Source organism: Massilia sp. CFBP9012 (genome assembly GCF_034045115.1).
Lineage (GTDB): Bacteria > Pseudomonadota > Gammaproteobacteria > Burkholderiales > Burkholderiaceae_D > Telluria.
This window is the reverse complement of sequence record NZ_JAXCWM010000004.1, coordinates 108,510-122,718: the sequence shown is the minus strand read 5'-3', so window position 1 is coordinate 122,718 and position 14,209 is coordinate 108,510. Positions and strand designations below refer to the sequence as shown.

General features: G+C 68.0%; 11 protein-coding genes. 2 read left to right on the top strand and 9 right to left on the bottom strand.

The genetic code is table 11. From position 1 onward, the window contains the following. Window positions 1-117 precede the first annotated feature (117 nt). Entirely contained in the window at window positions 118-2,715 is a 2,598-nt protein-coding gene (locus SOM61_RS07645) for a hybrid sensor histidine kinase/response regulator (protein WP_320473523.1), read from the top strand. A gap of 14 nt (window positions 2,716-2,729) precedes the next feature. On the opposite strand, the gene SOM61_RS07640 is transcribed toward SOM61_RS07645, so the two are convergent. Next, on the bottom strand, window positions 2,730-4,364 hold the full coding sequence (locus SOM61_RS07640; protein WP_320473522.1) for a M28 family peptidase: 1,635 nt from the start codon (window positions 4,362-4,364) through the stop codon (window positions 2,730-2,732). Between the two features lie 95 nt (window positions 4,365-4,459). Here SOM61_RS07640 and SOM61_RS07635 point away from each other — a divergent pair, with 95 nt between their 5' ends. Further along, the gene (locus tag SOM61_RS07635) at window positions 4,460-4,867 is read left to right on the top strand and encodes a putative quinol monooxygenase (protein ID WP_320473521.1); all 408 of its coding nucleotides are present in this window, start codon (window positions 4,460-4,462) and stop codon (window positions 4,865-4,867) included. A 35-nt stretch (window positions 4,868-4,902) separates the two neighbouring features. On the opposite strand, the gene SOM61_RS07630 is transcribed toward SOM61_RS07635, so the two are convergent. The 8 genes from SOM61_RS07630 to SOM61_RS07595 form a co-directional block, all read right to left on the bottom strand. Continuing rightward, window positions 4,903-5,175, bottom strand: a complete 273-nt coding sequence (locus SOM61_RS07630) for a HigA family addiction module antitoxin (RefSeq protein WP_320473520.1) — start codon at window positions 5,173-5,175, stop codon at window positions 4,903-4,905. Window positions 5,176-5,260: 85 nt separating this feature from the next. After that, window positions 5,261-5,953, bottom strand: a complete 693-nt coding sequence (kdpE, locus tag SOM61_RS07625) for a two-component system response regulator KdpE (protein WP_320473519.1) — start codon at window positions 5,951-5,953, stop codon at window positions 5,261-5,263. Further along, on the bottom strand, window positions 5,946-8,654 hold the full coding sequence (locus SOM61_RS07620) for a DUF4118 domain-containing protein (protein WP_320473518.1): 2,709 nt from the start codon (window positions 8,652-8,654) through the stop codon (window positions 5,946-5,948). Before SOM61_RS07620 ends, kdpE begins: the two co-directional genes overlap by 8 nt. Before the next feature lie 3 nt (window positions 8,655-8,657). After that, complete coding sequence (gene kdpC / locus SOM61_RS07615) at window positions 8,658-9,242, bottom strand: potassium-transporting ATPase subunit KdpC (RefSeq protein WP_320473517.1); 585 nt, start codon at window positions 9,240-9,242, stop codon at window positions 8,658-8,660. A gap of 9 nt (window positions 9,243-9,251) precedes the next feature. Next, window positions 9,252-11,351 (bottom strand): potassium-transporting ATPase subunit KdpB, encoded by a 2,100-nt coding sequence (gene kdpB / locus SOM61_RS07610; protein ID WP_320473516.1) that lies wholly within the window; start codon window positions 11,349-11,351, stop codon window positions 9,252-9,254. 1 nt (window position 11,352) lies between these two features. Further along, window positions 11,353-13,107: a potassium-transporting ATPase subunit KdpA gene (kdpA, locus tag SOM61_RS07605; protein WP_320473515.1), complete on the bottom strand. Its 1,755-nt coding sequence runs from the start codon at window positions 13,105-13,107 to the stop codon at window positions 11,353-11,355. After that, window positions 13,107-13,196, bottom strand: coding sequence for a K(+)-transporting ATPase subunit F (gene kdpF, locus SOM61_RS07600; protein ID WP_320473514.1), 90 nt, complete (start codon window positions 13,194-13,196; stop codon window positions 13,107-13,109). The genes kdpA and kdpF overlap by 1 nt, the downstream gene beginning before the upstream one ends. A 209-nt stretch (window positions 13,197-13,405) precedes the next feature. Beyond that, entirely contained in the window at window positions 13,406-14,161 is a 756-nt protein-coding gene (locus tag SOM61_RS07595) for a TorF family putative porin (protein WP_320473513.1), read from the bottom strand. Window positions 14,162-14,209: the final 48 nt, after the last annotated feature.

Below are 14,209 nucleotides of genomic sequence, written 5' to 3'. Positions count from 1 at the left end.
GGCCGCCGCCATTCCCTTGCAAGCTAGCGTGGCGCCCGCCACACGCTACCGCAAAGCCGGGTGTGCGCCGGCACGATTGCGCGTAGAATCGCCGGTTCAAACGTTCTGGAAAGCAATGTGACTGGCGCCTCATCCACCATGACCCGCAGGCCGCTTCGGGCCTACCTGCTCTGGCTCGTCCTGGCGACCCTGCTGCCAGGGGTGGTCGGCGCGTCGCTATTGTTCATCGATCAATATCGCAAGAGTAGCGCCCAGTACGAACGCAACATCATGCATACGGTGCGCGCGCTGGTCTCCACGCTCGATAGCAAGATGCTGCGCGCCCAGGCGATCGCCCAGACGCTGTCCACGCTCGATGCGATGGCGGCCGGGGATTTCGAGCGCGTCCACCTCCAGGCGCGCGAGGCGCTGGGGCTGGCCGGCACGGGCATGGCCGCCGTCCTGCGCGATGTCCGTGGCCAGCAGCTGCTCAATACTGCCGTGCCGTACGGCGCCGCGCTGCCGCTCGATTCATCCGCACAACTGGCCGAGGTGTTCGCGAGCGGTCGCCCCGCCATCTCGAACCTGTTCATCAGCCACCTGACGAAGCGGCCCGCAGCCAGCATCGACGTGCCGGTCATGGTGAACGGGCGCGTCGCCTACGTGCTCAGCATCCGGATTCGCCCGGATTATTTCAACGACATGCTGACACCCAAGTCGGTGCCCGAGGGCGCCCGCGCTTCTGTGTTCGACCGCGGCGGCGTCATTTTCGCGCGCAACCTCAGTCCCGAGTTGTTCGTCGGCCGGCGCGTCACGGCCCCGCTGTACAACGCGATGATGCGTTCCAGCGAAGGTGCGACCAGGTCGATCTCGCAGGAAGGCGCCGAGCTGAGGACCTTCTATGCGCGGTCGGAACTGAGCGGCTGGCATGTCGGCGTCGGCGTGCCGCGTGCGCACCTGAACCAGGCGCTGTTCGAGCCGCTGGCGGCGCTCCTGATCGGCGTCACCCTGCTGTTCGCGATCGGCCTGTGGCTGGCCTGGCAGATCGGCGGCCGGCTGGCACGTTCGGTCCAGGGCCTGACGGCGCCGGCAGTGGCGCTGGGCAAGGGCGAGGATCCGCCGCGCTTCACCCAGACCTACGTCAGGGAGACCGCCGAGGTGGCCGAGGCGATCGGCGCCGCATCGCGCCTGCTGGGCGAGCGCGCCCAGGCGCTGGCGGTCAAGGAAGCCGAGCTGCGCGACGCTCACCGCATGGCGCGCTTCGGCACCTGGCATCTGACGCTGGCCACCGGCGCGGTCGAGACCTCCGAATCGGTGCCCTATATCTACGGGCGCGAGCTGTCGCCCTACGCGCAGCAGCGCGGCACCCTGCTGCCCGAGGAATCGTGGGAAAAAGTCGACGCCCTGCTGCGCGAACTGGCGCGCGACGGCGGCAATGGCCGCCTGCAGCTGCAGGTGCTGCACGGCGAAGGCCACCGCATCTGGATCGACATGCACTGCGAAGCGGTACAGGATGCCGAGGGCCGGGTGACAGCGGTGCGCGGCACCATCCAGGACGTCACCGACCGCGTCAACGCCGAGGAAGGCTTGCGCGAAGCCGACCGCCGCAAGAACGAATTCCTGGCCATGCTGGCGCACGAGCTGAGAAACCCGCTGGCCCCGATCGCCTCCGGCGCCCAACTGCTGGGCCAGGACAACCTGGATCCGGCGCGCACGCGCCAGATCAGCGCGATCATCGCGCGCCAGGCGCGCCACATGGCCGGCCTGGTCGACGACCTGCTGGACGTATCGCGCGTGACGCGCGGCCTGGTGGCCTTGTCCAAGGACCGCATCGACATCAACGAGGTGGTGCTGGAGGCGCTGGAACAGGTGGGCGAACCGCTGCGCCAGAAGCGCCACCATCTGCAGAAGGGATTGCTGCCGGCTCCGGCCTGGGTAATGGGCGACCGCAAGCGCCTGGTGCAGGTGGTCGGCAACCTGCTGCACAACGCGGTCAAGTTCACCCCGGCGTCAGGCGAGGTGAAGGTGGCGCTCGAACTCGACGAGAAAACCTTGCGCATCGTGGTTGCCGACAACGGCATCGGCATGCTGCCGCACGAACTGGAACGCGCTTTCGAGATGTTCGTGCAGGGCGAACGCACGCCGGACCGCACCCAGGGCGGCCTGGGCATCGGGCTGGCGCTGGTGCGCAGCCTGGTCCTGCTGCACGGCGGCAGCGTGGCGGTGGAGAGCCCCGGCCAGGGCCAGGGCAGCACCTTCACGGTGACCCTGCCGCGCTGCGCCGAGCGCAGCGTGGGCGCGCCCGGCGCCGGGTTCGACGCGGCGCAGGCGGCAACGGCGCGCGCGCTGAAGGTGTTGGTGGTGGACGACAACGTCGACGCGGCCCAGGTGCTGGCGATGTACGTTGGCGCCGCCGGCCATGAAGTCGCGGTCGAGCACGACCCGTTCGCGGCGCTGGCGCGCGCCGAGGCCTTCGTACCCGACGCCTGCCTGCTCGACATCGGCCTGCCCGGCATGGACGGTCACGAACTGGCGCGCCGGCTGCGCGCGCAACCAGCCACCGCCCGGGCGCTGCTGGTGGCGGTCACCGGCTACGGCCAGGCCCAGGACCGCGAGGCCAGCCGCAACGCCGGCTTCGACCATCACCTGGTGAAGCCGGTCGACATGGTCGAGCTGGAACGCATCCTGGCGGCGGCCAGCGTGGTCAACGCCGCCAGCGGCGGCGCAGAGACCTAGATCAGCGCTTCACCTCAGCGCTTCACGCTGCCGAAGGCTTCGCCCTTCTTCCAGGTCGGCATGGTCGGCGCATTGGCGACGGCGTAGCCGAGGTTGAGCGTGAACTGGGCCTGCTGCACCATGCCCGACAGGTCCCATTCCGGACGGTATTCGTCGCTGACCTGGTGGTAGTGCGCCTTGAAGCCCTTGATGTTGGTGCTCGACTCGTGCTGGTGGTGCTCGAACTCGAAGTGGCCGTCGCCCGAGAACACGGCCGAGCCGACGTTGAAGGCCGGGACGCCCGCCTTCGCGAAGGCGAAGTGGTCGGCGCGGAAGTAGGCGCCCGACAGGTCGGGAACGGCCGGCGCGATCTTCAGGCCCATCGATTTCGCCACCTGTTGCGAGGTCTCATACAGCGAGCTGCGCTCGGCGCCGGCCACGCCGATGTCCTTGGTGCGACCCACGAAGTTCAGGCTGTCCAGGTTCAGGTCAGCGGCGGTCTGCGCCAGCGGCCACACCGGCTTGGCGACATAGGCGGCGGCGCCCAGCAGCCCCTGCTCTTCGGCCGCCGGCCACAGGAAGATCTGGGTGCGCTTGGCCGGCTTCTTGACGGCTTCGGCCGCCATCGCCAGCAGTGCGGCGGTGCCCGAGGCGTTGTCGATCGCGCCGTTGTAGATGCGGTCGGCCTTTGGATCGTCGCCGGGCTTGGCGTCGATCATGCCCATGTGATCCCAGTGCGAGGAATAGACCACGGCCTGCTCCTTCAGCTTCGGGTCGCTGCCGGGCACGATGCCGACCACGTTGAACTGTTCGACCGGGCGGATGGTCGAGCGCAGCGCGACCTTGCCTGCCACCTTCAGGTCGACCGGGCGGAAATCGCGCCGCTCGGCCTGGGCGCGCAGCTGGTCCAGGTCATGACCGCCGGCGGCGAACAGTTCGCGCGCGGTGTCTTCGTGCAGCCAGCCTTCCATCGGATTGCCGTTGCCCTTGAGGCCGAAGCGCTCGTTGCCGAAGCCGTTGGCCGGCACGCTCCACGGGTACGAGGCGGATGGCGTGGTGTGGATCAGCAGCACGCCAGCGGCGCCGCGGCGCGCGGCTTCCTCGAATTTATAGACCCAGCGGCCGTACCAGGTGTAGGCCTTGCCGGCGAAGCGTTTCGGTTCCTCGGCGGTGGGCTGCGGATCGTCGACCATCATGACGAGGATCTTGCCCTTGGCGTCCAGGCCCTTGTAGTCGTCCCAGTTTTCTTCCGGCGCGGCGGCGCCGTAGCCGACGAAGACCAGCGGCGCGTCGAAGGCCACGCTCTCCTTGCCGCTCCTGGTGCCCATCACGATGCCCTTGCCGAGTTCCGGCTTGATGGTCTTGCCGCCGGCAGTGAAGGTGGCGCTGCCCTCGACCAGCTTGCTGCCTTCGATCTCGACCTTCTGGCGATAGCCGCCGCCCGGGATCTGCTTCAGGCCGATCAGGGCGGCCTGGGTTTCGAGGTAGCGCACCGTCAGGTCGCCGCCGCGCTGGCCGGTGCCGCGGCCTTCGAGCAGGTCATCGGCCAGGAACGACAGGTGCGCGCGCAGCGCGGTTTCCGAGATGGCGGACGGCTGCTGGGCATGCGCTGCCTGTGACAGGGTGAGGACGACGGCGCTGGCGGCCAGGGCAAGGGGATGAAGTCGCATCGAGGTTCCGTGACGGTGTGGTGAAAAAGACCATCTTAAACCAACACAGCCTTATACTGTCAGTCACGCAGGAATGACGCCCGAAGGAAGCAGGCATGCCCATATCACGACGCACCGCCATCGGCGCCTTGGCCGCCATGCCCCTGGCCGGCGCACACGCCGCCCCCACCACGACCACCACGGAGAAACCCCGGATGTACGGATTGATCGGAAAAATGCGCGCCCAACCTGGCCAGCGCGACGCACTCATCGCCATCCTGCTGGACGGCACCGCCGGCATGCCCGGCTGCCTGGCCTACGTGATCGCAAAGGACGCGCAGGATGCGGACGCCATCTGGATCACCGAGACCTGGAAAGACCAGGCCAGCCACAAGGCCTCGCTATCGCTGCCGTCGGTGCAGGCCGCCATCGCCAAGGGCCGGCCGCTGATCGCCGGTTTCGGCGAGCGGTTCGAGACCGAGCCGGTTGGCGGTCACGGCCTGTCCGCGACTGTCTCCCCATAAAGGAATGAAGGTGCCCGTAGAATGACGGGCAATCCTCAGGCTGTGATGCGTTCGATGCGTGGACGCTCGACTTTGCTGGCCGCGTCCAGGTCATACTGCACCTGCATGCCATACCATAATTCCGGGCTCGTCCCGAACGCGGCGGCGAGGCGAAAAGCCATGTCCGGGGAAACCCGTGCTGCACCGCTCACGACCCGCTGAAGCATGACTCGGTTCACACCTATCTTGGCGGCCGCCTCTTTCACGGTGACATCACCCAAATATTCCTTGATCACCTTGCCTGGGTGTGGCGGATTGTACATGCGCATTCTCCCCCCCTTGAAGATAGTCCTGATAGTGAACTCTATCGCATCCGCATCGCCAAGTCTGAAATGGACTGCGAAATGAAGGTGATTATCCGAGCCAGAGCCGGTAACCAACGCCCGTCTCGGTCAGCAAATGCCGCGGCTGGGCCGGGTCGGCTTCGAGCTTGTGGCGCAGGTGGCCCATGTAGATGCGCAGGTAGTGGCCGCTCTCGGCATGGCCGGGTCCCCATACCGCGCGCAGCAGCTGGGGATTGGTCATCACCCGGCCGGCGTTGGCGGCCAGCACCGACAACAGGCGATACTCCGTTGGGGTCAGGTGCAGGTGCTCGCCGTTGCGGGTGACCGCGCGCGCTTGCGGGTCGACGGTCACGTCGCCGAACTGGATCGTACCGTCGCCGCCCGTGCCGCCCTGGCGCTGGCGGCGCAAGGTGGCGCGCACGCGCGCCAGCAGTTCGCCGGTGCCGAAGGGCTTGGTCAGATAGTCGTCGGCGCCAGCGTCGAGCGCGCGGATCTTCTCTCCCTCGGCCACGCGCGCCGACAGCACGATGATCGGCACCGACGACCATTTGCGCACGTCCTGGATGAAATCGATGCCGTCGCCGTCGGGCAGGCCCAGGTCAAGCACCACCAGGTCGGGCCGGCGCGTGCCGGCGTCGATCAGGCCGCGCCCCATGCTCACCGACTCGTGCACCTGCCAGCCTTCCTGCTCCAGGGCGGCGCGCACGAAGCGGCGGATATGCGGTTCGTCCTCGACCAGCAAGGCGCAGGGAGCATCAGTCATCGTCTCTTTCCATCGAAGGCATGTCGAGTAGTGGCGGCGTCCCGGCCGGCAGCGAGAACACGAAGCCGGCGCCGCCCAGCGGCGAATCGCAGGCCCGGATCGTGCCGCCGTGCGCCTCGACGATCGCGCGGCAGATCGCCAGGCCAAGACCCACGCCGGGCAAGGCCGACTCGCGTTCGCCGCGCGTGAATTTCTCGAAGATCGCTTCTTCGCTGCCGGGGCGGAGGCCCGGACCGTCGTCGTAGACCGTGACGTCGATCCAGGCGCCGCGCCGGCCCGCTGCGATCTCGATGCGCGCGCCATCTGGCGTATATTTTGCGGCATTCTCGACCAGGTTGCACAGCACCCGCTCGATCAGCACCGCGTCGAATCTGACCAGGGGTAGATCTTGCTGCAAACGCACCGTGACCGTGTGATCGCGCAAGGCGGCGCCGCAGGCGCGCAGCGCACTGCCGACCACCTCTTCCAGCGCCTGCCATTCCAGGTTGAAGCGCACTTCCCCGCTCTCGATGCGCGCCATGTCGAGCAGGTTGGCGACCAGGGTGCCCATGCGCACCGCCTCGTCGTGCAGCGACTGCGCCAGCATCCGTGGCTCGCCCGCCAGCGCCTCGCCCCGCAGCAGCGATTCCGACAGCCCGACCAGGGCCGTCAACGGCGTGCGCAGGTCGTGCGACAGTGCCGCCAGCAGCGAATTGCGCAGGCGCTCGGATTCCATGTTCACCAGCGCGGCCTGTGCCACCTCCACGTAGTGCACGCGCTCGAGCGCGATCGCGGCCAGCGCCGCCAGCGCATCGAGCTGGCGGCGCTGCTCGGGCGCCAGCACCCAGCGCCCGCCTTCCGGCGCGATCGCCAGTACGCCGCGGGTGCCCATCGGCGCCACCAGCGGCAGGTAGAACAATGGGCTGGCCGGCAAGGTGTCGGTGCCGAGACCGGCCGGCTGCGCGTGGTCGAAGGCCCACTGCGCCACGCCCGGATCGACGTTGGCTGGCAGCGGTGCGGCTGGGCCGCCATCGTCCGCCGGCGGCATGCCGAGCCGCCCTTCGGCATCCGGCAGCAGGAGGGTGGCATGCGCGCCGAAGGCGTTCTGGATCACGGCGCGGCTCGATTCGAACACCTGCGAGGCCGCCAGCACGCCGGACAGTTCGCGTGCGAACTCGTACAGCGCGCGCACCCGCCGCTCGCGCTCGACGGCGGCGCGCGCCTGGAAGCGCAGGCCGGCGGCCAGGTGGCCGCTGATCAGGCCCACCGCCAGCATCACACCGAAGGTTACCAGGTACTGGACGTCGGTGACGGCGAAATCGAAGCGCGGCGGCACGAAGAAGAAGTCGAAGGCGGCTACGCCGACGCAGGTGGCGGTAACCGCCGGCGCGCGGCCGAAGCGGATCGCCGTCAACAGCACCACCAGCAGGAACAGCATGACGATATTGACCGGGTCGAGCCAGGGCCGCAGTGGGGTGGCCAGGATCGCGGTCAGGATGCTGGCGCCGGCCGCAAGAAAGTGGGGCAATAAGGGCGGCCGTGGCCGCACGGCTGCGTCCTGCGTAGCCACAGGCGTTGCCGCTGGCGGCACCGCCGGCTGGCCGATCTCGATCAGGTCGATGCCGGGCGCCTTGCGCGCCAGGCGCCGTGCCGTACGCGCGCGCCACGGGGACCGGGCACGGCCCAGCGCGATGCGCGACAGGTTGTGGTCGCGTGCATACTCGAGCGTGATAGCCGCGACATCGTCGCCCGACAACACCGCCGTCGTGGCGCCCAGGCTGTCGGCCAGCGCAAGCGTGTCGAGCATGCACTGGCGCGCCGCATCCGGCATCCTGGCAAGGCGCGGCGTTTCCACATACACCGCATGCCAGCCGGCGCCGAGCTGGGACGCCATGCGCGCGCCACTCCTCACTACATGCTCGGCGAGCTGTCCCGGCTCGACGCACACCAGGAGGCCCGCGCCGGTCTTCCAGATCGCGTCGATCGATTGCTGCTCGCGCCAGGCGCGCACGTCGCCCTCGACCCGGTCGGCGGTGCGGCGCAGCGCCAGCTCGCGCAGCGCGATCAGGTTGCCCTTCCTGAAAAAATTGCCGGCCGCGCGTTCGGCCTGCTGCGGCTGGTAAACCTTGCCCTCCTTCAGGCGCGCCAGCAGCGCGTCGGCCGGCAGGTCGACCATGATCACCTCGTCGGCCGCGTCGAACACGCGGTCGGGCACCGTCTCGGCGACGCGGATGCCGGCGATGCCGCCGACCACTTCGTTCAGGCTTTCCAGGTGCTGGACGTTGACCGTGGTGAGCACGTCGATGCCGGCATCGAGCAGTTCCTCGACGTCTTGCCAGCGCTTGGGATGGCGCGAGCCGGGCGCGTTGGAATGCGCCAGCTCGTCGACCAGGACGATGCCGGGCGCGCGTTCGAGCGCGGCGTCGAGGTCGAATTCATCGAGATGCCGGCCGCGATAGTCGATGCGCCGCCGCGGCAGCAGTTCGAGGCCGTCGAGCAGGCGCGCCGTCTCCACGCGACCGTGGGTTTCGATCACACCGACCAGCGGCGCCTTGCCTTCCGCCTGCAGTTTTCTCGCTTCCTGCAGCATGGCGTAGGTCTTGCCCACGCCGGCCGAGGCGCCGAAATAGATGCGAAGGCGGCCGCGCGCGGCGCGCCGCTCGTCCTCGCGCATCTGGGCAAGCAAGGCGTCGGGATCGGGTCGCTGTTGGTCGTGCGGCATGGTTCAGCGAGTATGCCTGCTTTCGGCGTCCAAGGCCATGTTCAGGGACAGCACGTTCACGCGCGCCTCGCCGAACAAGCCCAGGAAAGGCCGCTCGCTGTGCTCCTCGACCAGGGCGCCGACCCGCTCCGCCGGCAGCTGGCGCGCACGCGCCACCCGCGCCGCCTGGTAGCGCGCGGCGGCCACGCTGATCTCGGGATCGAGGCCGCTGGCCGAGCTGGTGACCAGGTCGACCGGCACCGGCGCCGGGTTGCCCGGATCGAGCGCACGCAGCGCCGCGATGCGGCCTTTGACAGCTTCTTGCAGGGCCGGATTGAGCGGCCCCTGGTTCGAGCCGCCCGAGCCGCCGCCGTTATTGGCCATCGGCGCGGTGGCCGAAGGACGGCCCCAGAAGTAGCCGGGCGCGCTGAACGCTTGTCCGATCAGGCGCGAGCCGACCACCTGGCCATCCTTCTCGACCAGGCTGCCATTGGCCTGGGCCGGAAACGCGGCCTGGGCCACGCCGGTGACCAGCAGCGGATACAGCACCCCGCAGGCCAGGGTGAGCGCCGCGAACAGCACCAGCGCGGGGCGAAGAATCGATTGCATGACAACTCCTTACGTCAGGTTGAAGGCGGCGAGCGCCAGGTCGATCAGCTTGATGCCGGCGAACGGCAGCAGCAGGCCGCCGAGGCCATACACCAGCATGTTCCGGCGCAGCAGCGCTGCGGCGCCGATCGCTCGGTAGCGTACCCCGCGCAGCGCCAGCGGAATCAGGAACACGATGATCAGGGCATTGAAGATCACGGCCGACATGATCGCGGACGCCGGGCTGGCCAGCCCCATGACGTTGAGCGCGTCCAGGCTCGGATAGGTGGCCACGAACATGGCCGGCACGATCGCGAAATACTTGGCGATGTCGTTCGAGATCGAGAAGGTGGTGAGCGCGCCGCGCGTCATCAGCATCTGCTTGCCGATCTCGACGATCTCGAGCAGCTTGGTCGGATTCGAATCCAGGTCGACCATATTGCCGGCCTCCTTCGCCGCCTGGGTGCCCGAGTTCATGGCCACCGCCACGTCGGCCTGGGCCAGCGCCGGGGCGTCGTTGGTGCCGTCGCCCGTCATCGCCACCAGTTTTCCTTCAGCCTGGTAGCGGCGGATCAGGGCCAGTTTCTCTTCGGGCGTGGCTTCGGCGATGAAGTCGTCCACGCCCGCCTCGGCCGCAATCGCCGCCGCCGTCAGTTTATTGTCGCCGGTGACCATCACGGTCTTGACGCCCATGCGGCGCAGCTCGGCGAAGCGCTCGCGGATGCCGCCCTTGACCACGTCCTTCAGCTCGACCACGCCCATCACGCGCGTCCCGTCGGCCACCACCAGCGGCGTGCTGCCGCGGCGCGAGGCTTCGTCGACGCTGCGCTCGACGTCGCCGGGCCAGGCGGCGCCCATGGCCTCCATATGCCGACGAATGGCCGAGGCGGCGCCCTTGCGAATGTGACGCTCCCCCAGATCGACGCCGCTCATGCGGGTCTGCGCCGTGAACGGCACGAACTCGGCGCCCATGGCTTCCATCGCGCGCTCGCGGATATTAAAACGGTTCTTGGCCAGCACCACGATGCTGCGGCCCTCGGGCGTTTCATCCGCCAGCGACGCCAGTTGCGCCACGTCGGCCAGTTCTTCTTCAGTCACGCCCGGCGCCGGCAGGAAGGCGGCGGCCTGGCGGTTGCCGAAGGTGATGGTGCCGGTCTTGTCGAGCAGGAGCACGTCCACGTCGCCCGCCGCTTCCACCGCACGGCCCGAGGTCGCGATCACATTGGCCTGCAACATGCGGCTCATGCCGGCCACGCCGATGGCCGACAGCAGGCCGCCGATGGTGGTCGGGATCAGGCATACCAGCAGCGCCACCAGCGCGGTGATGGTCACCGCCTGGCCGCTGCCCTGCGCCTCCACCGCGAAGATCGAGAACGGCAGCAGGGTCACGGTCACGACCAGGAATACGATCGTCAGGGCCACCAGCAGGATCGTCAGGGCGATCTCGTTCGGCGTCTTCTTGCGCGCCGCGCCTTCGACCATGCCGATCATGCGGTCGAGGAAGGTCTCGCCCGGGTTGGCCGACACGCGCACTACCAGCCAGTCGGACAGCACGCGGGTGCCGCCGGTGACGGCGCAGAAGTCGCCGCCCGATTCGCGGATCACGGGCGCCGATTCGCCCGTGATGGCGCTCTCGTCGACCGAGGCCACGCCGTCGACCACCTCGCCGTCCACGGGAATCACGTCGCCCGCCTCGACCAGGAAGAACATCCCCTTGCGCAGCTCGCTGGAGGCGCAGGCCTGCCACGGCGCGCCATGCTTGGGGTTGGCCAGCTTCTTGGCCGTCACGGTCTGGCGCAGGCTGCGCAGCGAGGCGGCTTGCGCCTTGCTGCGGCCTTCGGCCAGCGCTTCGGCGAAGTTCGCGAACAGCACCGTGAACCACAGCCAGACGGCGGTGGCCAGGATGAAGCCGGCAGGCGCTTCGCCCTGCCCGGCCAGCGCCTGCAACCAGAGCAGGGTCGTGATGATGCTGCCGATGTAGACCACGAACATCACCGGGCTGCGCAACTGGGTGCGCGGGTGGAGCTTGCGCAGCGCGTCGACCATTGCCGGCCACACCAGCGTCGAATCGAACAGGCTCAGTGAGCCACGTGGCGCCTGGGTGGGGTTTTGGGAAATCGAATTTTCCATATCATTCTCCGAACAGCTGGAGGTGTTCGACCACCGGGCCCAGCGCCAGGGCCGGGACGTAGTTGAGAACACCGACCAGCACGACGACAGCGGACAGCATGCCGACGAACATGAGGCCGTGGGTAGGCAGGGTGCCGGGGGTGGCGGGCAGCCGCTGGCGTGCGGCGAGCGAGCCGGCAATCGCCAGCACCGGCACGATCACCGCGAAGCGGCCGAACCACATCGCCACGCCCAGCAAGGTGTTATAGAAAGGGGTGTTGGCGGACAGGCCTGCGAAGGCGCTGCCATTGTTGTTGGCGGCGGACGTCAGCGCATACAGGATCTCCGAGAAGCCGTGGGCGCCCGGATTGGCCACGCCGACCGTGCCCGATGCCGCCGTCACGGCCAGCGCAGTGCCTAGCAAGACCAGGCAGGGCGTGACCAGGATGACCAGCGCGGCCATCTTCATCTCGTAGGCCTGGATCTTCTTGCCCAGGTATTCCGGCGTGCGGCCGATCATCAGGCCGGCAATGAACACCGCCAGGATCGCGAACACCAGCATGCCGTACAGGCCCGAACCGACGCCGCCGAAGATCACCTCGCCGAACTGCATCAGCACCATCGGGACCATGCCACCCAAGGGCATGAAGGAATCGTGCATGGCGTTGACCGCGCCGCACGATGCGGCCGTGGTCACCACCGCGAACAGGCTCGATGCGGCGATGCCGAAGCGGGTCTCCTTGCCTTCCATATTGCCGCCCGCCTGCAGGCTGCTCGCCACCTGGTCGACGCCCAGCGGGGTCAGTAGCGGATTGGCTTGCTGCTCGGCGGAGACCGCGGCGATGGCGGCGATGACGAACAGCAGCGTCATCGTCCCCAGCACGGCCCAGCCCTGGCGGATGTCGCCCACCATGTGGCCGAAGGCGAAGCACAGCGCGGCCGGGATCAGGAGGATCGCGATCATCTGCGCGAAGTTGGTCAGCGCATTCGGGTTTTCGAACGGGTGCGCGGAGTTGGCGTTGAAGTAGCCGCCGCCGTTCGTGCCCAGCATCTTGATCGCTTCCTGCGAAGCGACGGGGCCCATCGGGATGACCTGGGTATCGGCACGTGCCTCATTCGTTTCGACCGTATAGGTCACCGGCTCGAGCAGGCGCGCATCGACGTGGGCGGACAGGTTCTGCACCACGCCCTGCCCGGCCAGGAACACGGCCAGGATCACCGACAAGGGCAGCAGCACGTACAGCGTCGAGCGGGTCAGGTCGACCCAGAAGTTGCCGATCGCGCTGCTCGATCGCGCGGCGAAGCCACGGATCAGCGCGAACACGACGGCCATGCCGGTGGCGGCCGAGAAGAAGTTCTGGCCAGCCAGGCCCACCATCTGGGTCAGGATGCTCATGGTCTGCTCGCCGCTATAGCCCTGCCAGTTGGTATTGGCGACGAAGCTGATGGCGGTATTGAAGCTGGAGTCCGGGCTGACGTTGGCCATGCCCTCAGGATTGAGCGGCAGCCAGGCCTGCATGCGCTGCAGCCCATAGACAAAGATTGCGCCGACGGCATTGAAGGCGATCAGCGCCAGCGCGTAGGCCTTCCAGTCCTGGGCGGCCGTGGCAGCAGGGCCGGCCAGGCGGTACAGCGCGCGCTCGACGCCGGCGGCCCAGCCCAGGCCCGGCACTTTTCCGTCGGCGGCGACGCGCGCCATGAAGCGGCCCAGCGGCCAGGCCAGCGCCAGCAGCACCAGCAGGAAGACGGCAAGGAGGACGATGAATTCGGTGGTCATCACAAGTCCTCCGGCTTGAACAGGGCCACCAGCAGGTAGACCAGCAGCGCGGCGGCGGCCAGGCCGCCGATCACGTAGGAGAGATTCATGGCTTGCCTCCAGCTTGTGCGCAACCGGCCACCAGCAGGCAGGTCAGGCGGACGAAGATCAGGAGCGCGCCGAGGTAGATGAGGTCCATGGACGTTCGCTTTCAGCGTTGTTGTTGTATGGTCGAGCGTAGTGGCGCCGCCCTAAAAACGGGATAAAAAGACGGCGGCGCCGTGTAAACGAGATGTAAACGGGGCTGTAAACCGGGGCTTCAGAAGGTGCGGCTGACGGTCAGTTGCAGGGCGTCGCGGCCGGTGAACTTGCCATTGACCGGCGAGGTGTAAGCCGATTTGTTCGCGTTGGTGCCGAGATAAGCGACGCTGATCGTGGCCAGGTCGAACGAGCGGCTCACGCCGACCTTCCAGTCGGTATAGTCGGAAGCCGGGTTGTTCTTCACTTCCTGACGGCCGGCGTGCAGCTGCAGGGTGAAGCCGTTGCCGACGTCGAGATTGGCGCCGACGTCCAGGTAGCCGCTGTTCTCGCTGTCGACGAAGCCGAACAGGTTGGTCGTCGCATGCGAATACTTGACATAGGCCGGGCCGTAGCCCAGCTGGGCATACGCTTCGGTGGTGTGGGCATTGACCCAGCCCGGGAGCCGGCCCATGCGATTGTCCGGATAAAAATAGCGCAGCACGCCGACGTCGTACGTCAAGCCGGCAGACAACTCGCCGCGCTTGCCGCCATACACGTCGATCTCTACCTCGCCATCGCCGCCGGCGTCCTCGACCCATTTGATGGTCGAGGCCCAGGCGCCGACGTACCAGCCGGACGCATGGACGTAGTCGACCCCGCCCTGCAAGGCCGGGCGCAGGCGGGTCTGGGAGATGGCGCGGTAGCGGTAGTCGGAGGTGACGGCGGCGTTCCAGCTAATGGTGGATGCCGGTGAGGCGTCCTGGATTGCCTCGGTGGCGTGGGCGCTGCCTGCGAGCGCCAGCATGGCTGCCAGCGCGTGAATCGGTGCTTTCATGTTTTTATGCTGTGGTTGATAGGATCCATGAAGCTTATCGAGTCGGGC